General features: G+C 73.2%; 19 protein-coding genes. 10 read left to right on the forward strand and 9 right to left on the reverse strand.

Annotation, left to right across the window (positions count from 1 at the left end; translation table 11 throughout):
- Nucleotides 1-213: 213 nt before the first annotated feature.
- From ACGF3J_RS27935 to ACGF3J_RS27950, 4 genes are all read left to right on the forward strand, one after another.
- A complete protein-coding gene (locus tag ACGF3J_RS27935; protein ID WP_393855010.1) occupies nucleotides 214-2,070 on the forward strand; it encodes an FUSC family protein in 1,857 nt (618 codons plus the stop codon).
- A 53-nt stretch (nucleotides 2,071-2,123) separates the two neighbouring features.
- Nucleotides 2,124-3,488, forward strand: a complete 1,365-nt coding sequence (locus ACGF3J_RS27940) for an amidohydrolase (RefSeq protein ID WP_393855011.1) — start codon at nucleotides 2,124-2,126, stop codon at nucleotides 3,486-3,488.
- A gap of 112 nt (nucleotides 3,489-3,600) precedes the next feature.
- Nucleotides 3,601-4,290 carry a DUF899 domain-containing protein gene (locus ACGF3J_RS27945; RefSeq protein ID WP_393855012.1) on the forward strand — a complete coding sequence of 230 codons (690 nt, stop codon included), beginning with the start codon at nucleotides 3,601-3,603 and terminating at the stop codon, nucleotides 4,288-4,290.
- A gap of 179 nt (nucleotides 4,291-4,469) precedes the next feature.
- Nucleotides 4,470-4,655, forward strand: a complete 186-nt coding sequence (locus tag ACGF3J_RS27950) for a hypothetical protein (protein ID WP_125495301.1) — start codon at nucleotides 4,470-4,472, stop codon at nucleotides 4,653-4,655.
- 9 nt (nucleotides 4,656-4,664) lie between these two features.
- Here ACGF3J_RS27950 and ACGF3J_RS27955 read toward each other — a convergent pair whose 3' ends face one another.
- The 3 genes from ACGF3J_RS27955 to ACGF3J_RS27965 form a co-directional block, all read right to left on the reverse strand.
- Nucleotides 4,665-6,530 carry an ABC transporter ATP-binding protein gene (locus ACGF3J_RS27955; RefSeq protein ID WP_393855061.1) on the reverse strand — a complete coding sequence of 622 codons (1,866 nt, stop codon included), beginning with the start codon at nucleotides 6,528-6,530 and terminating at the stop codon, nucleotides 4,665-4,667.
- A gap of 378 nt (nucleotides 6,531-6,908) precedes the next feature.
- Nucleotides 6,909-7,349: a hypothetical protein gene (locus tag ACGF3J_RS27960; protein ID WP_161330140.1), complete on the reverse strand. Its 441-nt coding sequence runs from the start codon at nucleotides 7,347-7,349 to the stop codon at nucleotides 6,909-6,911.
- Entirely contained in the window at nucleotides 7,340-7,999 is a 660-nt protein-coding gene (locus tag ACGF3J_RS27965) for an ATP-binding protein (protein WP_161330139.1), read from the reverse strand. The genes ACGF3J_RS27960 and ACGF3J_RS27965 overlap by 10 nt, the downstream gene beginning before the upstream one ends.
- 272 nt (nucleotides 8,000-8,271) lie before the next feature.
- On the opposite strand from ACGF3J_RS27965, the gene ACGF3J_RS27970 reads away from it, so the two are divergent.
- Both ACGF3J_RS27970 and ACGF3J_RS27975 read left to right on the forward strand, forming a co-directional pair.
- Nucleotides 8,272-9,132, forward strand: coding sequence for a helix-turn-helix transcriptional regulator (locus tag ACGF3J_RS27970; protein ID WP_161330138.1), 861 nt, complete (start codon nucleotides 8,272-8,274; stop codon nucleotides 9,130-9,132).
- Complete coding sequence (locus tag ACGF3J_RS27975; protein WP_161330137.1) at nucleotides 9,133-9,408, forward strand: DUF397 domain-containing protein; 276 nt, start codon at nucleotides 9,133-9,135, stop codon at nucleotides 9,406-9,408.
- Between the two features lie 101 nt (nucleotides 9,409-9,509).
- Here the strand turns inward: ACGF3J_RS27975 and ACGF3J_RS27980 are convergent, their stop codons facing one another.
- Nucleotides 9,510-11,000, reverse strand: a complete 1,491-nt coding sequence (locus ACGF3J_RS27980) for a glutamate synthase subunit beta (RefSeq protein ID WP_161330136.1) — start codon at nucleotides 10,998-11,000, stop codon at nucleotides 9,510-9,512.
- 159 nt (nucleotides 11,001-11,159) lie between these two features.
- Nucleotides 11,160-11,639: a DUF1772 domain-containing protein gene (locus ACGF3J_RS27985; protein ID WP_161330135.1), complete on the reverse strand. Its 480-nt coding sequence runs from the start codon at nucleotides 11,637-11,639 to the stop codon at nucleotides 11,160-11,162.
- 163 nt (nucleotides 11,640-11,802) lie between these two features.
- Between ACGF3J_RS27985 and ACGF3J_RS27990 the strand changes: the two genes are divergently transcribed.
- Both ACGF3J_RS27990 and ACGF3J_RS27995 read left to right on the forward strand, forming a co-directional pair.
- Complete coding sequence (locus ACGF3J_RS27990) at nucleotides 11,803-12,435, forward strand: uridine kinase (protein ID WP_161330134.1); 633 nt, start codon at nucleotides 11,803-11,805, stop codon at nucleotides 12,433-12,435.
- A gap of 66 nt (nucleotides 12,436-12,501) precedes the next feature.
- The gene (locus ACGF3J_RS27995; protein ID WP_161330133.1) at nucleotides 12,502-12,945 is read left to right on the forward strand and encodes a PPOX class F420-dependent oxidoreductase; all 444 of its coding nucleotides are present in this window, start codon (nucleotides 12,502-12,504) and stop codon (nucleotides 12,943-12,945) included.
- A gap of 32 nt (nucleotides 12,946-12,977) precedes the next feature.
- Here ACGF3J_RS27995 and ACGF3J_RS28000 read toward each other — a convergent pair whose 3' ends face one another.
- Complete coding sequence (locus ACGF3J_RS28000) at nucleotides 12,978-14,105, reverse strand: magnesium and cobalt transport protein CorA (protein WP_161330132.1); 1,128 nt, start codon at nucleotides 14,103-14,105, stop codon at nucleotides 12,978-12,980.
- Nucleotides 14,106-14,341: 236 nt separating this feature from the next.
- On the opposite strand from ACGF3J_RS28000, the gene ACGF3J_RS28005 reads away from it, so the two are divergent.
- On the forward strand, nucleotides 14,342-15,136 hold the full coding sequence (locus ACGF3J_RS28005; protein WP_161330131.1) for a methyltransferase: 795 nt from the start codon (nucleotides 14,342-14,344) through the stop codon (nucleotides 15,134-15,136).
- 192 nt (nucleotides 15,137-15,328) lie between these two features.
- Here the strand turns inward: ACGF3J_RS28005 and ACGF3J_RS28010 are convergent, their stop codons facing one another.
- Both ACGF3J_RS28010 and ACGF3J_RS28015 read right to left on the reverse strand, forming a co-directional pair.
- The gene (locus tag ACGF3J_RS28010; protein WP_161330130.1) at nucleotides 15,329-16,273 is read right to left on the reverse strand and encodes a carbohydrate kinase family protein; all 945 of its coding nucleotides are present in this window, start codon (nucleotides 16,271-16,273) and stop codon (nucleotides 15,329-15,331) included.
- Nucleotides 16,270-17,178: a pseudouridine-5'-phosphate glycosidase gene (locus ACGF3J_RS28015; protein ID WP_161330129.1), complete on the reverse strand. Its 909-nt coding sequence runs from the start codon at nucleotides 17,176-17,178 to the stop codon at nucleotides 16,270-16,272. Before ACGF3J_RS28015 ends, ACGF3J_RS28010 begins: the two co-directional genes overlap by 4 nt.
- A 135-nt stretch (nucleotides 17,179-17,313) precedes the next feature.
- On the opposite strand from ACGF3J_RS28015, the gene ACGF3J_RS28020 reads away from it, so the two are divergent.
- Nucleotides 17,314-17,742, forward strand: a complete 429-nt coding sequence (locus ACGF3J_RS28020) for a VOC family protein (RefSeq protein ID WP_161330128.1) — start codon at nucleotides 17,314-17,316, stop codon at nucleotides 17,740-17,742.
- Between the two features lie 26 nt (nucleotides 17,743-17,768).
- Here the strand turns inward: ACGF3J_RS28020 and ACGF3J_RS28025 are convergent, their stop codons facing one another.
- On the reverse strand, nucleotides 17,769-18,323 hold the full coding sequence (locus tag ACGF3J_RS28025) for a methylated-DNA--[protein]-cysteine S-methyltransferase (protein ID WP_161330127.1): 555 nt from the start codon (nucleotides 18,321-18,323) through the stop codon (nucleotides 17,769-17,771).
- Nucleotides 18,324-18,394: the final 71 nt, after the last annotated feature.

An 18,394-nucleotide genomic window follows, 5' to 3' on the forward strand; every position in this document is an offset into this window, starting at 1 on the left:
CACGTCTCGCCGGCGGATCCGCCTGGGGGGCGGGGCCCTCCCGTCCCTTGTGGGCCCGGCACCGGCGCCGAGGCCGCCTTCATCCTCCGGAAACACTCACGTTTCCGCCTCCGCGCCCTTCCGTCGTACCCTTGACACCGCACCGCCCAGCCCGGCCACCGTCGCCCGAAGGCTCGTCATCGCCCTCGACCGGACGACAGGAGGCCGCGCCCCTTGTTCCGCACCGCCGCCCGTGTGCTCCCGCCCTGGCTCGCCCACACTCTGAACGCCCAGCGCGGTCCCGTGCCCTGGAACGCGGTCACGCGCGGTGCGCTGGCCGGCGGGCCGCTGCTGATCGCCGCGCCGGCCGCCGGGCGGACCTCCCTCGGGGTCGTCGCCGCGATCGCCGCCATGCTGGCCGGCATCAACGACCGGCCGGGCAGTCGCCGTACGTCCGTGCGGCGGATCGGCGTACCCGCGCTCGCGGGCGCGGCCGGGCTGCTCGTGGGGACGTACGCCGGACAGCAGCTGGGCGCCGTTCCGCTGACCCTGGTGCTGACCGGGCTGGGGCTGGTCGCGGGCGGCGTCAGTGCCGTCGGGCCCGTGGCGTCCCAGGCCGGGACACAGCTGCTGGTCGGCAGCGCGGTGGGCGCCGGCATGCTGTTGCCCGACCCCGGGTGGCAGAGCGTGCTCGCCTTCCTCGCCGGCGCCGGATGGCTTCTCCTGCTGCGGCTGGTGCTGCCCACGCCCGGCTCTCTGACCGGCGGCTTCCGCTTCGACGGGGAGCGTGCGGCCGTCGCCGACGTGTACGACGCCGTCGCCGCGCTGCTGGACGCCGTCGGGACCGAGCACGCCGTGGCCCGCCGGGCCGCGCTCACCGCCGCCCTCGACCACGCCCAGGACGCGCTCGCCGGACCCCGGCTGCGGCGCCGTGCCGCCACCGCGGCCGAACGCCGGCTGCACGCCCAGTACGCGGCCGCGCTGCCCCTCGGCGAAGCCGCGACCGCGCTCGCGTGGGCCGAGCGGCCCGTGCCCGCCCGTGCCTCGGAAGGGCCCCGCCGGCTCGCGGCCGCCGTACGCGGCAACGCACACGCGGGACCACTGCCCGCGCCCCGGCGCACCGACCCCGCGCTGCGCGCCCTGGACGACGCCCTGCTGCACGCCGCGGTCGCCTTCGACCTGGGCAGGGGCCAGGACCTGCACACCCGCAGGCGGTCGGCCGCCGCCCTCGCCCGCGACGTTTTCGGGGCGGGAGGGCGTGAGTACGGGCTGCGGGTCGGGCTGTGCTTCGGAGCCGCCGCCGCCGTGGCCCAGGCGCTGCACCACGGCCACTGGTACGGCGCCCACCAGCACTGGTACTGGCTGCCCGCCACCGCCGTCTTCCTCGTCAAGCCCGATCTCGGGCCGCTCGTGTCGCGGGTCCTGTGCCGGGCGGCCGGGACCGTGCTCGGGGCCTTGCTGTTCGCCGGGTTCGCGGCCGTACTGCCCCGGCCCGAGGGGCTGGTCGCGCTCGTCGCCGTCTGCGGTGCCCTCGTACCGGTCGCCGCACGGCACTTCGCCGCCCAGACCACGGTGGTCACCGTCCTCGTCCTCGCCCTGGTCATGGTGGGCGGCGAACCCCAGGCATCCGCCGGCCGCATCGGGGAGACGCTCCTGGCCTGCGCGATCGTGCTGGTCGTCGGGCATCTGCCGATGCCGGGACAGCGGGGCGGCGGCGTACGGGCCCGGATCGGGGCCGCCGACAACGCCGCGCAGGCCTACCTCGCGCACGTACTGAGCGGGTCCGGCGACCGCGCCACCCGGTGGACGCTGCGCCGCGAGGCCTACCGCACGCTCGCCGAGGCACGCGCCGCCGTCGACCGCGCCGCCGCCGAACTGCCCGCCCTCGCCCGCCACTCCGAGGGCACGGACGAAGTCGCCGAGGTCCTCGAACGGCTCGTCGACACCACCACCGCCTGCGCCGTCCACCTCGACGACACCGGCCGGCTCACGCCCCGCCACACCGCCCGGCTCGCCGAGCTGGGGGACGAACTGGCCCGGCGACGCGGACGCGTGGGCGGCGACCGCCCCGAACTGCCGCTCGCGGGGTGAGCGCCCCCGGCGGACCGGTGCCGTGGCGGCCCCCACCCCCGTAGGTTGGCGTGATGACGCCTTCTTCGCACGGGAAGCCCGCGGATCTCGTCATCACCGGCTGCACCGTCCTCGTCCACGACGACGGGGAGCGGATCGGTTTCGAGGAGGACGCCGCGATCGTCGTACGGGACGGCGCCGTCGACTCCGTGACGACCGCCGCGGCCGTCACGGGCCTCGCCGCCGCCGACCGCATCGACGCCCGCGGTCAGGTCGCCCTCCCCGGGCTGGTCAACTGCCACACGCACGCGCCGATGGTGGCCCTGCGGGGCCTCGCCGAGGACCTGCCCACCGAGGAGTGGTTCAACGACGTCGTCTGGCCCGTCGAGTCCAACCTCACCGAACGGGACGTGACCCTGGGCGCACGGCTGGCCTGCGCCGAGATGATCCGCGCGGGGGTGACGACCTTCGCGGACAGCTACTTCGCCATGGACGCCGTGGCCGCCGTCGTCGACGCGTGCGGGATGCGGGCGCAGCTGGGCCAGGCGTACTTCTCCTCGCAGGGCGCCGAGGGGCGGGCAGCGTCACTGGAGTTCGCGTTGCGGCACCGGGGCTCCGCCGGCGGCCGCATCACCACCGCCCTCGCCCCGCACGCCCCCTACACGGTGACCGACGCCGACCTGGCCGCCACCGCCGCGCTCGCCCGCGACCACGGACTGCCCGTGCACCTCCACGCCGCCGAGAACCGGGACCAGACCGACGCCAGCCTCGCCCGGCACGGGGCCACCCCGATCCAGGTCCTGGAGCGCACCGGCATCCTCGGCACCGACGTGCTCATCGCGCACGGCACCGGCATCACCGGGGACGATCTGCCGCTCCTCGCCCGTGCGGAGGGCCGCACGGCCGTGGCGACCGCACCCCGCGGCTACCTCAAGTTCGCCTGGCCCGACACCACCCCGGTGCGCGCCCTGCGCGACATCGGGATCCCCGTGGGCCTCGCCACGGACGGCGCCGCCTCCAACAACTCCCTCGACGTGTGGGAGTCGATGGCGCTCACCTCCCTGATCCAGAAGTCCAGCGAGGGCGATCCGCGCTGGCTGACCTCCCGTCAGGCCCTCCACCACGCCACCCTGCAGAGCGCCGACGCGGTCGGACTCGCCGGCACCGTCGGCCGCATCGCGCCGGGCCTGCGGGCCGACCTGATCCTCGTCGACCTCACGGGACCGCACACGCAGCCCGTGCACGACCTCGCCGCCACCCTCGTGCACAGCGCCCGCTCCGCCGACGTGCGCACGACGATCGTCGACGGCCGTGTCCTCATGCGGGACCGGGTGCTGCTCACCCTCGACGTGAGCGCCGTGGTGCGGGAGTTGGAGGAGCGGCTGCCCGCCCTGACCGACCGCGGCCACGGGCGGCGTGTCCAGGAGTACGACACCTGAACCGCATCCGCGCGGCGGCCCGGAAAAGAAAGTTCTCCGAGCCGCGATGAGTTCTGCTCCTCCCGGCAGTCACCACCCTTCGACGTTCCGTCGCAATGGAGGAGCTGGAGCCATGTCGCTGCCCGAGATCGTGACCCGCGCGGACTGGCGCGCGGCGCGCGCGGCCCTGCTGGCCGAGGAGAAGGCGGCCACCCGCGCGCGTGACGCCCTCAACGCCGAGCGACGCGGGCTGCCCATGGTGGAGGTCGACAAGGAGTACGTGTTCGAGGGCGGCGACGGCAAGGCCACCCTCCTCGACCTCTTCGAGGGCCGCGACCAGCTCGTCGTCTACCACTTCATGTTCGCGCCCGAGTGGGACGCGGGCTGCCGCAGCTGCTCGGCGTTCCTGGACCAGATCGGCCACCTCGCGCACCTGCGGGCCCGCGGTACGGCCTTCGCCGCCGTCTCCCGGGCGCCGTACCCGAAGATCCTGCCGTTCAAGGCGCGGATGGGCTGGACGCTGCCCTGGTACTCGTCGTACGTCAGCGACTTCAACGCCGACTTCGAGGTCACCCTCGAACACGAGGGCGAGCTGGTCGAGCGGCCGGGCCTCAGCTGCTTCCTGCGCGACCGCGAGCGCGTCTTCCACACCTACTCGACGTACGAGCGCGGCCTCGACGGGATCGGCTCCACCACCAGCCTGCTCGACCTGACCGCGCTCGGCCGGCAGGAGCCGTGGGAGAAGCCCAAGGGACGCGCGACGGCCCTCGGCGCGCCCGCGGGCAGCGAGGGAGTCCGCTACCACGACGAGTACGAGGACTGAGGCGCTCCGTGGACCCTGCGTAGTCGCTCCGTAGCGGAAACGGCCGAACGGCTGCGTCACGACTCACGCTTTGCGGTGAACGAGTGTCAACTATGTCTCAGTACCATCACCGCGCGAGGCTTTCGCTCCATGGTTGGCGTTTAACTCTCTACGAGTACGGCGCTACATGGAGGTGCGGAGTGAACGGGCGAACAGTGCTCGAACGCTTTCCCGCAGGTGGACCGCGAGGATCCTGGCCGGCGGAGGAGTTCGCACAGGCACGGCGGCTGGAGGGCCAGCCCGCCGAAGTGGTCATGGACCTCGCCACGGACATGTTCCTGGTCGTGGTGCGCGGCGCCGTCGCCGCGAGTGACGCGGTGGCCTGACGACCCGGGTCAGCCCGCCTCCGGGGCCGGTACCGGCGCCTTCGTGAACTGTTCCGCCTGGAGCGAGTACAGCTCCGCGTAGACCCCGCCGGTGGCCAGCAGCTCGTCCGGGGTCCCGGACTCCACCAGCCTGCCCTGGTCGAGGACGTGCACCAGGTCCGCGTGGCGCACGGAGGCCAGCCGGTGGGTGATCAGGACGACGGTCTGCCCGCTGCCGGCCAGGGCGCGGATCTTCTCGAAGACCTCCAGCTCGGCTCGGGCGTCCAGGGCCGCCGTCGGTTCGTCGACGATGAGGATGCGGCCCTGCCGGTACGCCGCCCGCGCGATCCCCACCCGCTGCCACTGGCCGCCGGACAGCTCGTGCCCGCCGCTGAAATTGCGGGCCAGCAGGGTGTCCAGGCCGCGCGGCAGATCCGCGACGACGTCCTCGGCGCCGGCCTCGGCGACCGCGTCGGCCACCCGCTCGTCGCCCAGCGGCACCGAGGAGCGGCCCACGGCGACGTTCACCCGCGCGGTGAACGGCCAGCGCTTGAAGTCCTGGGCCACCATCGCGACCCGTTCGGCGAGCGCGTGCCGGTCCGCCGTCGCCGCGTCGACACCGTCCCAGGTGACGCGGCCCCGGTCCGGCGTGTAGAGGCCCGCGAGCAGCTTGACCAGCGTGGTCTTGCCCGAACCGTTCTCACCGACGAGGGCCACGATCCAGCCCAGCGGCAGGGAGAGCGTCACGTCGTCGAGCGCCGGGCGGGTCGCGTCGCCCGGATAACTGAACGTGACGTGCTCGAAGCGGATCTCCTTGGGGTCCTCGGGAAGCGCGGCGCCGCCCAGCGGGATGGCCCGCTCGGTCGCCTCCACGTGCAGCCGGTCCAGGTCGCCGACGAAGAGTGCCTCCTCGTGGAGCGCGTTGACCTCGACGACCAGGGTGCCCAGGCTCTGCGAGCCGGTACGGATGGCGATCACGGCGGTGCCCGCCACGGACAGGGCCATCGCGCCGCCCAGCAGCAGACCGCCGAGGGTCGCGTACGTCGCCGCCGTCGCCACCCCCGTCCAGGCCGACGCGATCAGTCCCGTACGGGCCGCCAGCCGGGCCAGCCTGGCCTGCTCCGCCTCCGCGGTCTCCGACATCGCGCGGAAGTGCCGCAGCAGGAAGGGGCCCACCGAGTGCACCCGGATCTCGGGGGCCGCGGCCGGCTCGATCAGCAGACTGCCCAGCAGCCGCCCCGCCCGCTCGTGCTGCACCCAGGCGTGGAAGGACTCGTACCGGCGACGGGCAAGGGTCAGCGCGCTCCAGGCGCTGGGCAGCGTCATGGTCACCAGTAGCGGCAGCAGCGCCGGGTGCAGCACGGTCAGCACGCCGGCCGCCGCGATCAGCGAGATCATCGCGTTCACCACGCGGGTGCCGTACGAGATCATGCGCCGCGCGGATGCCGCGCCGTACTGGGCGGTGTCCAGGAGCTTGTGGAAGGCGTGGTCCTCGATCGCGGACAGCTCCACGGACGCCGCCCGCTCCAGATACCGCTCGGTGGCCACCCGCTCGACCTTCGGCTCCAGCCGCCCGGTCGCGTACGTCGACGCCGCCCGCAGCAGCGCCGCGACCAGCATCACCCCGGCCACCGTGACCAGTGCGGGGACGGTCCCGCGCAGGCGCTCCTCGATCGGACCGGCGGCCATCAGCCCGGCCAGCGCGCTGTTGACGGCGAGGAGGCTGACCGCCTGCGCCAGGCCACGGCCCACCTCGGCCGCGAGCACCGTCCGCGCCGCCCGCGGGTCGGCCTGCCGGGCGAGCCGGAGGCTGGACGCCAGCAGGGACGGCAGCCGGGTCAGCATCGCGCGGAAGCCCAGCTCGAGGAACGCGTCGGCGTGCTGGTTCCAGCCCATGTCGTAGCGCAGGGGGCCGCCGAAGAGCAGCCGCTCCGACTCCGACACCCCGGCAGGTTCCGTGCTGCCCTTCCTGCGCACCGTCGGCCTCCCCCGATCGTGGTCGGACGGCCACTATCGCGGGGCGGGACTCCAGGGGGCAGGGCGCGGGAGGGGGAGGGCGGAGCGCGCGGGCGCATGCCGGACCCGGCGGAGCCGGAAGGGGGCGCGCGGGGCTGGGCGGCCGGATCCCGGAGCGGTTCGTGCGGGCGTGCGGGGCGGGCGGCGCCGGGGAGGAGGGGGCGCGCGTCGGTGAAGGGGTGGACGGGGGCGCGTGGGGGAGTGGCAGGGTGCGGGGACGCCTACCGCTCGTGGGGGAGTGGCGGAGCGCGGCGACGCCTACGCGCTCACCGGCCGGGACCAGGTGGGCGTCGTGTTCGTCAGCCTGCACAGCGCCAGATAGAGCGGGATGGGCGGGGTGTACGGAACCGTGCCGTCCGGGCGGTGGATGAGGCCGGGAACGCCCGAGGCGTCGGGGAGGACCGCTCCGGTGACGTACCGCGCGGGCGCGGGCCACTCCAGGGCGTAGTCGGAGTCGGACGGAACGATCCACCACCAGTGCGTCTCGTCGGCGTAGATGCACCCGACGCGCGGCAGACGCGGCAGCACCTGTTGGGCGAGGTCGTTGGGGACCGCCACCGCGTCGCAGCCCAGCGGGACCGTCATGCCGTCCGGCACGGGAAGTCGCAGGGGTGTGCCGGAGGCGCGTCGTCCGCGCTGGAGGCGGACCATCGTGTCCAGACCGAGCGGTCGGATGCCGGATGCGGCCCTCACAGCCATTCGGTCCCCGTCCCGCGCCATTCGCTCTCCGTACCGCGGGGCGAGCGGCGGTGGTTCTCCGCCTCGCCCTCGTCGCCCGTGTCGTCGGCGGGGCCGGGCTTCGGGCGGGCGCCCCAGCCGAGGTCGTTGTGGGGCTCCGACGGATCGCGCGGGGTGTCGGCCTTGCGCGGCAGCTCCGCCCAGACCAGGAGGCCCGGGCCGTGCTCGTGGGCGCCCCACGCGTCGCACAGGGCGTCGACCAGGAGCAGCCCTCTGCCGTGTTCGTCCTCGGGCTGCTGATCGTCCGCGGGGTGGGGCTGGCCGGGGGCGCAGCCCTCGTCGCGCACGGCTATGCGGACCAGTTCGTCCCCGTCGTGCAGCTCGCAGACTATGTGTCTGCTCGCGGTGTGCACGATCGCGTTGGTCACCAGCTCGGAGACGACCAGGGCCGCGGTGTCGCAGGTGTCCTCGCACACCGACCAGCCGTTCAGCCGAGCCCGGGTCAGGCGTCTCGCCTGCGCGGGGGAACTCGGATGTGCGGCCAGTTCGAAACGGAACCGGCGCTCGGCGGCTGCGGTCCCCGAAGGGCCGACTCCCATGGCGGCACCGAGGCCCAGGGAGCCCGCGGTGGCGTCTGTTCCTAAGGGCGCGGACGGAATCACGCTTGCCACTATCGCCCCGCCGTGAACACTTGGCAAGTGTCACTCTGAAAAATGCAGAGTGCTGTGTGACGTTCTGGACGGCCGTGGCACACTGCTCGCAACAGCACGTCGAGCGGCGCCACTTCAGTCCGTCGAAGGCCTGCACAGGTTTTCGAACAGACCTTCGGATGGCGCCGCCGGGCTGTCCGCACCAGGCACGGGCGCCACGGCACGGGCGCCACGGCACGGGCGCCGGGGCGCAGCGACGCAAGGATTCTTCGGGACTCTTCAGGAGGTGGGCGGTGAGTGAGCCGCGGTCCGCGCCGACGGTCGGCCAGGTCGTACTCGGCCGGCGCCTGCTGGACCTGCGGGAACGCGCGGGCCTCAAGCGTGAGGAAGCCGCCCGCATCCTGCGTGTCGCCCCCGCCACCGTCCGCCGGATGGAGATGGCCGAGGTCGCCCTCAAGATCCCGTACCTCCAGCTCCTGCTGAAGGCGTACGGCGTCGGGGACGAGGAGGCCGAAGCCTTCGTGCGCCTGGCCGAGGACGCCAACAAGCCGGGGTGGTGGCAGCGCTTCCACGACATCCTGCCCGGCTGGTTCTCGCTGTACGTCAGCCTGGAGGGCGCCGCCGCCCTGATCCGCTCCTACGAGCCGCACTTCGTCCCGGGAGTGCTGCAGACCGAGGACTACGCGCGTGGCGTGCTGCGCTCGGGGGCCATCGGGCAGACCAGGCCCGACGACATCGAGCGCCACGTCGACCTGCGCATGCAGCGCCAGGGACTGCTCACCCGCGAGGACGCGCCCCGGCTGTGGGTCGTGATGGACGAGACCGCGCTGCGCCGCCCCGTCGGGGGCCCGGAGGTGATGCGTGCCCAGATCGACAGGCTGCTCGAGGCCACGAAGCTGCCCAACGTGACGCTGCAGGTCGCCCCGTTCTCCAACGGGCCGCACCCCGGCACCTACGGGCCCTTCGTGCTGTTCCGATTCGCCATGCCGGAACTGCCGGACATGGTCTACAGCGAGTACCTGACCGGCGCCGTCTATCTGGACGCGCGCGCCGAGGTGGCGACCCATCTCGAGGTCATGGACCGCATGGCGGCGCAGGCCGCCACGGCACATCGCACGAAGGAGATCCTCCGGGATCTCCGCAAGGAGCTGTGAATGAACCGCATCAAACCCCAGCGCTCGCCGCGGACCCGCGGTGAGCGGATCTACAACGGCATGCCCGCCGGCGAGCTGGGCAGCGAGGGCTGGCACAAGCCCTGGAGCGGCGGCAACGGCGGCAACTGCCTGGAGGCCATGAAGCTCGCCGACGGCCGGATCGCGGTCCGGCAGTCCACCGACCCGGAGGGGCCGGCACTGATCTACACCTCCGCGGAGATGACGGCCTTCATCGAGGGAGCGAAGGCGGGAGAGGCGGACTTCCTGCTGTCCTGAGGCGTGTGTCTTGATCCTGTTGCTCTTTAAGCTTGTTGGCACTGACCTGACCTGACTGAACCGACCTGATTGCCTTTCGCGGCCCGCCACCGGCGGGCCGCTCAGACCCTCATCGGCCGGTCGTAGGGCCCCACGGGGGCGGGGAGCCGAGTGTGGCCGCCGGACAGATGGCGGTCGACGGCCGCCGCCACCGCCCGTCCCTCCGCGATGGCCCACACGATGAGCGACTGCCCGCGCGCCGCGTCCCCCGCGGCGAACACTCCCGGGACGCCGGTGGCGAAGTCCTGGTCCCGGGCGATCGTGCCGCGGGACTCCAACTTCAGCCCCAGCCCGTCGACCAGCCCGTCCTCCCTGTCGGGTCCCGAGAATCCGAGGGCGAGCAGGACGAGGTCCACGGGGAGCGAGCGCTCGGTACCGGGCAGCGGACGGCGCCCCGCGTCCACTCCGACCAGGTGCAGCGACCGCACATGCCCCTCGTCGTCCCCGGTGAAGCGGAGCGTGGACGCCGCGAACAGCCGCGCGTCCGCGTCCGCCGCCGGCGCGAACCGCAGATCGCGTGCCTCCTCGTGCGCCGCCGAGAGCCGGTAGAGCCGCGGATAGACCGGCCACGGCTCCGCCTCCTCGTCCCGTTCCGCACCCGGCTGCGCGTAGATGTCCAGCTGGGTCACGGAGGCCGCCCGGTCCCGTACCGCCGTGCCCAGACAGTCCGCGCCGGTGTCGCCACCGCCGACGATGACGACGTGCTTCTCCGCCGCGGACAGCGGCGAGCGCTCCAGGTCTCCCTCGCAGACCCGGTTGGCCAGCGGCAGGTACTCCATCGCCTGGTGGATGCCCGCCAGCTCCCGACCGGGCACGGGCAGCTCGCGCCAGGCGGTCGCCCCGGTGGCGACCACCACGGCGTCGTAACGGCTCCGCAGCTCCGCCGCGCCCACGTCCCGGCCGACCGCGGTCGACGTCCGGAATTTCGTCCCCTCCGCCCGCATCTGCTCGATTCGCCGCTCCAGATGCCGCTTCTCCATCTTGAACGCGGGGATGCCGTACCGCATCAGCCCCCCGATCCGGTCGTCCCGTTCGAACACGGCCACCGTGTGCCCGGCCCGGGTCAGTTGCTGCGCCGCCGCGAGACCGGCGGGTCCCGAGCCGATCACCGCCACCGTCTTCCCGGAGAGCCGGTCCGGCGGCCGTGGCGGGGTGAAGCCCTCCTCCCAGGCGCGGTCGGCGATCGCGCACTCGACGTTCTTGATGGTCACAGCCGGCTGGTTGATGGCGAGGACGCAGCCCGCCTCGCACGGCGCGGGGCACAACCGGCCTGTGAACTCGGGGAAGTTGTTCGTGGCGTGCAGCCGTTCGCTCGCCGCCCGCCAGTCCGACCGTGCCACCAGATCGTTCCAGTCCGGGATCAGGTTGCCCAGCGGACAGGCCTCGTGGCAGAAGGGGACTCCGCAGTCCATGCAGCGGTCGGCCTGCGCGCCGACGATCGGCAGCAGCGCGCCCGGGACATACACCTCGTCCCAGTCCTGCACCCGCTCCTCGGCCGGCCTGCGGGGCCACTCCTCGCGGGGGGTCGTCAGGAAACCCTTCGGATCGGCCATGGCCCTCTCCCTTGCGTGCGGGGTGGCTGGCCGTGCGGCGCTCTGCGTTCGGGGCGGCGCTCTTGCGCCCCACGATACGTCCGGCCCGCCTCGGACGCAGAGCGCCGCACGCCCTTCCCGCCCCCGGCCACGCCCCGCGCGGCGGCGGCGCCCGCTCCCTCAGCGCAGGGCGAGCACGTAGGCCACCGCCGCCGCGGCCGAGGCGATCGTCCGGACGTGGTTCCACGCCGTCCACTCGCGCACGTACGCGGTCCACCGGTCGGCCGCCTGCGCGGAGCCCGGCTCCACTTCGAGCAGAGCGGTGTTGCGCGGCACGTTGGCGGCCGCGGTCACCCCGAACGACCCGATCAGATACAGCGCGCTGCCCAGCAGCAGCTCCACCGCGGCCTCGTCCGGCCACAGCACGAACGTCACCACGGCGATCACCGCCGCCAGCACCGCCGTCCCGAGGAACACCGCCATGAACGGCGGCCGCACCGCCGCCTTGTTGATCGAGTTCATCGCGGCGACCCCCTGAGCCGGCGGCAGCGCGGCCAGTCCCCGCATGACGAAGGTCGAGAAGGCGCAGAACACCCCGGCCGTGAGACCGGCACCGAGCACACCCAGCACCGTCAGCACGAAATACGGTCCGTCGATCATGTCGCGTCAACTCCCACCCGTCGACCAGTCGCCCGACCGGCGCCGTCCGCCGTCGGTCACCCCAAGTCAACCGCCGGGCGAGCGCGGTGACCATGGCCGACCCGCGCCCGCCCATGCGCGAGCGTCCAGGCGGGCGCACCGGCGAGTGGCGCATCATGGGCGGGTGCGACTGGAAGCGATCACCTGGGACCGGCTCGGCGACCAGCTCGCCGAGCGCCTGCTCGACCTCGAACCCGCGGACGGCAGCGCCTGGACCCGCGTCGCCCTCGACGGCGCCCCGGCCGCCCGCCCCGGCGACCTCGCCGAACGTGTCCTTGAGGCGCTGCGTGTCCGCGGCCGACCCGCCCTCGTCGTCGGGACGGAGGGCTTCCTGCGCCCCGCCTCGCTGCGCCTGGAGTACGGGCACCGGGACACCGAGTCCTACTACAACGGCTGGTACGACATCGGTGCCCTGTGGCGCGAGGTCTTCGACCCCCTCGGGCCCGACGGGAACGGGCGGGCCCTGCCCGACCTGTGGGACCCCGTCACCGACCGCGCCACCCGCAGCCCCCATGTCCAACTCCCTCCCGGTGGTGTGCTGCTGCTGCACGGACCCTTCCTGCTGCGGCACTGGTTCCCCCTCGATCTGAGCGTCCATCTCTCCCTCACCCCCGGAGCACTGCGTCGCCGGACCGCGGAGACCGAGCGGTGGACCCTGCCCGCCTTCGAGCGCTACGACGAGGAGGCCGACCCCGCCGGCACCGCCGACGTCGTGGTGCGGGCCGACGATCCACGGCATCCGGCGTGGAGCGGCTGACGGGTCCGTGGCGTCGGTTTCCGCAAAGCGCTTTTATATGCGCATGCATGTAACTAGGCTGTCGGTATGACCTCTCACTCCGGCGATGCCGCCGTCACCACCCATGCCCGCAACTCCGCCGCCTCCTTCGACGAGCCGGTCCGCGCCCTCCTGGACGGCAAGAACTTCGCCTCGGTCGCCACGCTCGGTCCCGACGGCGCCCCGCAGAACTCCGTGGTCTGGATCAAGCGCGAGGGCGACACCGTGCTCTTCTCCTCCGTGGACGGACGGCAGAAGGTGCGCAACCTCCGCCGGGATCCGCGCATCAGCCTCTCGGTCTACGACCTGGCCAACCCGTACACCTCAGTGGAGATCCGCGGCACCGCCGAGGTCGTCCCCGACGAGGGGAAGAGACTTCCGCGCGACCTCTCGCACAAATACCTCGGCATCGACCCGCCGGCGGAGAAGGACGAGGAGACCCGTGTGATCATCCGTGTCGTGCCCCGGAAGATCGTGAGCTTCTCGGCCTGACCGGCCCGGTGCCCGAACCGCTCGCTCCGTCCTCAGAGCCAGCCGTTGCGCCGGAAACCGCGGTGCAGTGCCGCGCAGGCGACGGCTATCACCCCGATGACCAGGGCGTAGCCGTACCGCCAGCGCAGCTCGGGCATGTGGTCGAAGTTCATGCCGTACACCCCGCAGACCATCGTGGGGACGGCGACGATCGCGGCCCAGGCGGTGATCTTCCGCATGTCCTCGTTCTGCGCGACCGTCACGCGGGCGAGGTGGGCCTGGAGGATGGAGTTGAGCAGCTCGTCGAACGCCGCGATCTGCTCGCCGGCCCGCAGTAGGTGGTCGGAGACGTCACGGAAGTACGCCTGTATCTCCTGGTCGACCACCCGGAACGGCCGCGTGGCCAGCTCCTCCAGCGGGCGGCTGAGCGGTACCACGGCCCGCCTCAGTTCGAGCAGTTCACGCTTGAGCTGGTAGATCCGCCCCGGGTCGACCCGCGCGCCGTTCTCCGCGAACACCTCCGTCTCCACATGGTCGACGTCCGCCTGGACCGAGTCGATGACGGTCAGGAAGTCGTCCACCACGTGGTCTGCGATCGCGTGCAGCACCGCCGACGGCCCCTTGGCGAGCTGCGCGGGATCGGACTCCAGCTCCTCTCGCAGCGGACCCAGGGAGCCGTGCCGTCCGTGGCGCACGGTGATCACGAAGTCCTGGCCGACGAAGACCATGATCTCGCCGGTGCTCACCACCTCGCTGGTGGCCGTCAGCTCCTCGTGCTCCACGTAGCAGACGGTCTTGAACACGGCGAAGAGCGTCTCGCCGTACCGCTCCACCTTCGGCCGCTGGTGGGCCTCGATCGCGTCCTCCACCGCCAGCGGGTGCAGATCGAACAGCTCCGCGATGCCGGCGAACTCGTGGTCCGTCGGCTCGTGCAGGCCGAGCCAGACGAAGCCCGCGGCGCGCTTGCGCATCCTGGCCACCACGTCGACCGGATCGCCGCCCTCGGGGGTGCGGACACCGTCCCGGTAGGTCACGCAGTTCACCACCGAGGAACCCAGCGGGGAGCGGACCGGGTGGCTCAGGTCCACCCGCCGTCGACGGCGGCCCAGCTGTGCCACCTTGCGCAGACCGCCGACCTTTCCCAGGCCGGTGACCTTGCGCAGATTCCCTGCCATGGTCATCCGAATCTCCTCGCGTGGGTCCCCTCGCGCCGTGCTTCCCGCGCCTTGGCAGGCAAGTTTGCCAGTCCTGCGCGACCGCCGTTCGGCCCTGTGGAAACGGAAGATTCCGCTTCTTTCCCGGCTGTGGACGAACCGTCGGCCGCACACCGCCGGAGTCGCCCCGACCGGCCGTAAGGGGCCCTGGCGCCGGAGCGTCGCCCCCTTCCGGCAAGCCGGACAACTGGGATGATCGCAGCATGACGCGAACCGACGGATACCTCCTGGACAACCGGCAGGCCGAGGCTGCGGAGCGCTTCGACGCCTTCGCCAAGCTCTTCGATCCCACCACGTTCCGGCACCTCGAGACGCTCGGCGTCGGACCCGGCTGGCGCTGCTGGGAGGTCGGGGCCGGCGGAACGTCCGTGGTGTCGTGGCTGGCCAAGAAGGTCGGGCCGACCGGCAGGGTCCTCGCGACGGACATCGACACCTCGCGGGTCGCTCCGGCCGGGCGACCGCCGGTCGAGGTGCGTGTGCACGACGTGGGCGCACAGGAGCCGCCGGGGGACGGGTTCGACCTGGTGCACGCGAGGCTGGTGCTCGTCCACGTCCCGGACCGGGAGCAGGCGTTGCGGTCGATGATCAAGGCCCTGCGTCCCGGTGGCCGCCTCCTGGTCGAGGACGCCGATCCCGCCTTGCAGCCCCTGCTCTGCCCCGACGAGCACGGCCCCGAGCAGCAACTGGCGAACCGCCTCCGGCACGGCTTCCGCCAACTGTTGTCCCGCCGCGGAGCCGACCTCTCCTACGGCCGCCGGCTGCCCCGCCTGCTCCGGGAGGCTGGACTGCGCCGCGTGGAGGCCGACGCCTACTTCCCGGTCACCTCGCCCGCGTGCGCCGCCCTGGAGTCCGCGACCGTGCGTCAGATCCGCGACGAACTGGTCGACGCGGGAGTGGCCACCCACGACGACATCGACCGGCATCTCGCCAACGTCGCGTCCGGCAGCATGGACCTGGCGACGGCTCCGATGATCTCCGCGTGGGGACGCAAGGCGTAAGGGGACGCAAGGGGTAAGGAGCACCGACCGGCGGCCCCGCCCCCTCATCGGCTTGCCCGTCCCGTCAACCAGTTCGGCCCGTCAACCACGTCGGCCCGTCAACCACGTCGGCCCGTCAACGACGTCGGCCCGTCAGCCGCGTCGGCCCGGGTGGCCGGTTCAGGCCCGCCCACGGCACAGGGGAGCACGCACTCATGCCTGCCGGGTCTCCGCCGCTGACCATCCGGCCGCCCGCGGAGGTCTCCCGCCGACCCGTTCGACCGCCGTCGCTCCCGCCCGGCACCCCGCGGCCGCCGCCTTCTCGGGCGTCGCGCCCGCGAGCAGCGCGGCGAGGAACGCGCCGGTGAAGGCGTCACCGGCGCCCGTACTGTCCCGCGGCGACGCGGGCACTGCGGGGACCCGGGCGCACACGGCGCCGGCCCGGGCCACCAGGGCGCCCTCCGCCCCCTGCTTGGAGATCACCAGCGGAACGTGCCGGCTCAGCTTGGCCGCCGCGTCCGCGGCATCGGGCAGCCCGGTCAGCAGGCACGCCTCGTCACGGCTCGGCAGCAGGACGTCCACCCCCTCGACCAGACCCAGGAAACGGTCCACGCCCAGCCCGGCGAGGAACCCCACCGAGGCCGGGTCCAGGCTGACCGGCACGCCGCGCGCGCGTGCCGCGGCCAGGGCGACCGACACCAGAGCGCGGCTCGGTTCCGCGAACAGGAGGTAGCCCGAGAGGTGCAGTCGGGCGACGCCGTCCAGCAGAGCGTCCGACCAGTCGCCCGGCCCGATCCGCAACGAAGCCCCGCTGTCCGTGAGGAAGGTCCGCTCGGCCGAGTCGCCCGCGTCGACCAGGCAGATCACCGTCCCCGTCGGCGTCGACGGGTCGACCACCAGGAGCGGACGCACCCCACAGGCCGTCAGCTCCCGCTCGTGCCAGTCGGCCGCGTCGGCGCCGACCCGGCCCAGCAGCCGGACGTTCCCGTACCCCGCCCAGGCCGCCCAGCAGGCCACGTTGGCACCCGCACCGCCCGGCAGGCGACGGATCGAGGCGGCCGTGTCCGTACCGGCGGCCAGCGGCCCCCGGGGGCGTGCGACCACGTCCGTGACGACATCGCCGACGACCAGCAACGCCCCGTCCGGCCGCACGCTCATGCCCGGGCCCAGGCCGTCGCGATACGGGCCGCCAACCGTACGTTTCCGCGCACCGCCGCCAGATTGGCGCTCAGCGAGGCGCCGTCGGTGTGGCGCACCAAGTGGTCGAGGAGAAACGGGGTCACCGCCTGCCCGGTCACCCCCTCCGCCTCGCACGCGCGCAGCGCGTCGTCCAGCACGCGTGCGTGCAGCGCGGGATCCAGTTGCTCCTCCTCGGGAACCGGGTTGGCGACCACGAACGCGGACCGCGGCCCGCCCAGCGCGTCCTGCGCCCGCATGACCGCCGCCACCTGCTCCGGGGTGTCCAGCGTCCAGTCCACCGGGTGCCCGGAGTCGGACAGGTAGAAGCCGGGGAAGCGGTCCGTGCCGTAGCCCGCCACCGAGACGCCGAGCGTCTCCAGCCTTTGCAGGGTCGCCGGTACGTCCAGGATGGACTTCACCCCTGCGCACACCACGGTGATCCGGGTGCGCGCCAGCAGGCCCAGGTCGGCCGACTCGTCCTGCGTCACCGTCCACTCCCGGTGCACACCGCCCAGCCCACCGGTCGCGAACACCCGCACGCCCGCCAGAGCCGCCAGGAGCGCGGTCGCCGACACGGTGGTCGCGCCGCTCGCTCCGGCCGCCACCGCGAGCGGCAGGTCCCGGTGGCCCAGCTTGCGGATGCCGTCCTCGTTGGCGACCCGTTCCAGCTGCTCCTTGTCGAGGCCCACATGAGGCCGCCCGTCCAGGACGGCGATCGTCGCCGGGACGGCGCCCTCCCGACGGACCACCTCCTCCAGTTCCCCGGCCACCAGCAGATTGCGCGGGCGCGGCAGCCCGTGCGCGATGATCGTGGACTCCAGGGCCACCACGGGCTCACCCGCGTCGATCGCCGTCCGTACCTCTTCCGACACCACCAGCATCACGCGCCTGCCTCCTGTAGGACGGTCTCCCTCGGCTCCGGTCTCCCTCATCCCTGGCGGGCGACGGACCGGGTCAAACCCCCGAGGAGCCGCACCGGCCTCTTGCGGGTCCCGGCGGAGGGCACCAGCCTGGGGACCATGACGGACAACACGACACGGCTCGACCACGTGGTGCTCTGGGTCCGCGACCCGGTCGCCGCGGCCGGGTTCTATGAGAAGAACCTGGGGCTGGAGCCCCTGCGGCTCACCGAGTACGCGGCGGGGACCGTGAGTTTCCCTTCCGTACGGCTCAACGAGGAGACCATCCTCGATCTCGCGCCGCTCTCCCTCGCGGCACGCATGCGGGTCGTACCCGGCGCCGACGAGAGCGCGGGGCATCCCGTCAACCACGTCTGCCTGTCCCTGCCCGCGCACGACTTCGACGCGCTGCGCGCACGCCTGGAGGAGCAGTCGGTCCCGGTCTCGGAGCTCTCCCACGACTCCTACGGCGCCCGCGGCATGGCCCGGCGCAGCTTCTACTTCGGCGACCCGGACGGCAACATCATCGAGGCCAGGCACTACGACTAGCTCCGCCCGTTGCCGGCATCGCGCGCTCAGAACAGCGGCTCGGGCAGCACGCCCTCCAGCGCGAGCAACCGCCGCTTGGTCTCCACCCCGCCGCCGAACCCGCCGATGCCCCCGTCGCTCTCCACCACGCGGTGGCAGGGCACGACGACCGGCAGCGGATTGGCACCCATGGCCAGGCCGACCGCCTGGGCCGCGCCCGGCTGGCCCACCCGGCCGGCCAGGTCGCCGTAACCGACGACCGAGCCGTACGGGACGCCGGAGGCGAGCTCACGCAGTACCTCCCGGTTGAAGCCCGAGATCAGCGACCAGTCCAGCGGCAGGTCGAAGTCCCGCCTGGCCCCGGCGAAGTAGGACGCCACCTGGCGTATCGCCTCGGCCAGCAGCGGGGAACCGGGGGCCTCCACGAGCTCCGTGCCCAGCCGGGCCGCGAGCCGTTCGAGCGCCCGGCCGCGGGCGGCGTCGGTGGCGTGGAACACGACGTTGAGCAGGCCGTCGGGGGTGGCGGCCAGCATCAGCGGGCCGATGCCGGTGCCGACGACGGTCCACACGACCCGCTGTTCGTACTGCCCAGGGCTGTCCATGCGCCCACGGTACGGCCGGCCACTGACAATGCCCGGGACAGCGGCCCGCGCGGCCGGTCCGTCCCGGGCAT

The organism is Streptomyces sp. NPDC048171, assembly GCF_043202655.1.
Taxonomy (GTDB): Bacteria; Actinomycetota; Actinomycetes; order Streptomycetales; family Streptomycetaceae; genus Streptomyces.

What these genes read in the sequence shown, in the direction of transcription:
- ACGF3J_RS28000 (WP_161330132.1), bottom strand. Translation starts at nt 14,105, where the DNA reads ATGACCATGGCAGGGAATCTGCGCAAGGTCACCGGCCTGGGAAAGGTC.
- ACGF3J_RS27985 (WP_161330135.1), bottom strand. Translation starts at nt 11,639, where the DNA reads ATGATCGACGGACCGTATTTCGTGCTGACGGTGCTGGGTGTGCTCGGT.
- ACGF3J_RS27945 (WP_393855012.1), top strand. Translation starts at nt 3,601, where the DNA reads ATGTCGCTGCCCGAGATCGTGACCCGCGCGGACTGGCGCGCGGCGCGC.
- ACGF3J_RS27980 (WP_161330136.1), bottom strand. Translation starts at nt 11,000, where the DNA reads ATGGCCGATCCGAAGGGTTTCCTGACGACCCCCCGCGAGGAGTGGCCC.
- ACGF3J_RS27975 (WP_161330137.1), top strand. Translation starts at nt 9,133, where the DNA reads ATGAACCGCATCAAACCCCAGCGCTCGCCGCGGACCCGCGGTGAGCGG.
- ACGF3J_RS28020 (WP_161330128.1), top strand. Translation starts at nt 17,314, where the DNA reads ATGACGGACAACACGACACGGCTCGACCACGTGGTGCTCTGGGTCCGC.
- ACGF3J_RS27940 (WP_393855011.1), top strand. Translation starts at nt 2,124, where the DNA reads ATGACGCCTTCTTCGCACGGGAAGCCCGCGGATCTCGTCATCACCGGC.
- ACGF3J_RS27995 (WP_161330133.1), top strand. Translation starts at nt 12,502, where the DNA reads ATGACCTCTCACTCCGGCGATGCCGCCGTCACCACCCATGCCCGCAAC.
- ACGF3J_RS28005 (WP_161330131.1), top strand. Translation starts at nt 14,342, where the DNA reads ATGACGCGAACCGACGGATACCTCCTGGACAACCGGCAGGCCGAGGCT.
- ACGF3J_RS28010 (WP_161330130.1), bottom strand. Translation starts at nt 16,273, where the DNA reads ATGAGCGTGCGGCCGGACGGGGCGTTGCTGGTCGTCGGCGATGTCGTC.
- ACGF3J_RS28025 (WP_161330127.1), bottom strand. Translation starts at nt 18,323, where the DNA reads ATGGACAGCCCTGGGCAGTACGAACAGCGGGTCGTGTGGACCGTCGTC.
- ACGF3J_RS27955 (WP_393855061.1), bottom strand. Translation starts at nt 6,530, where the DNA reads ATGGGCTGGAACCAGCACGCCGACGCGTTCCTCGAGCTGGGCTTCCGC.
- ACGF3J_RS27960 (WP_161330140.1), bottom strand. Translation starts at nt 7,349, where the DNA reads ATGGCTGTGAGGGCCGCATCCGGCATCCGACCGCTCGGTCTGGACACG.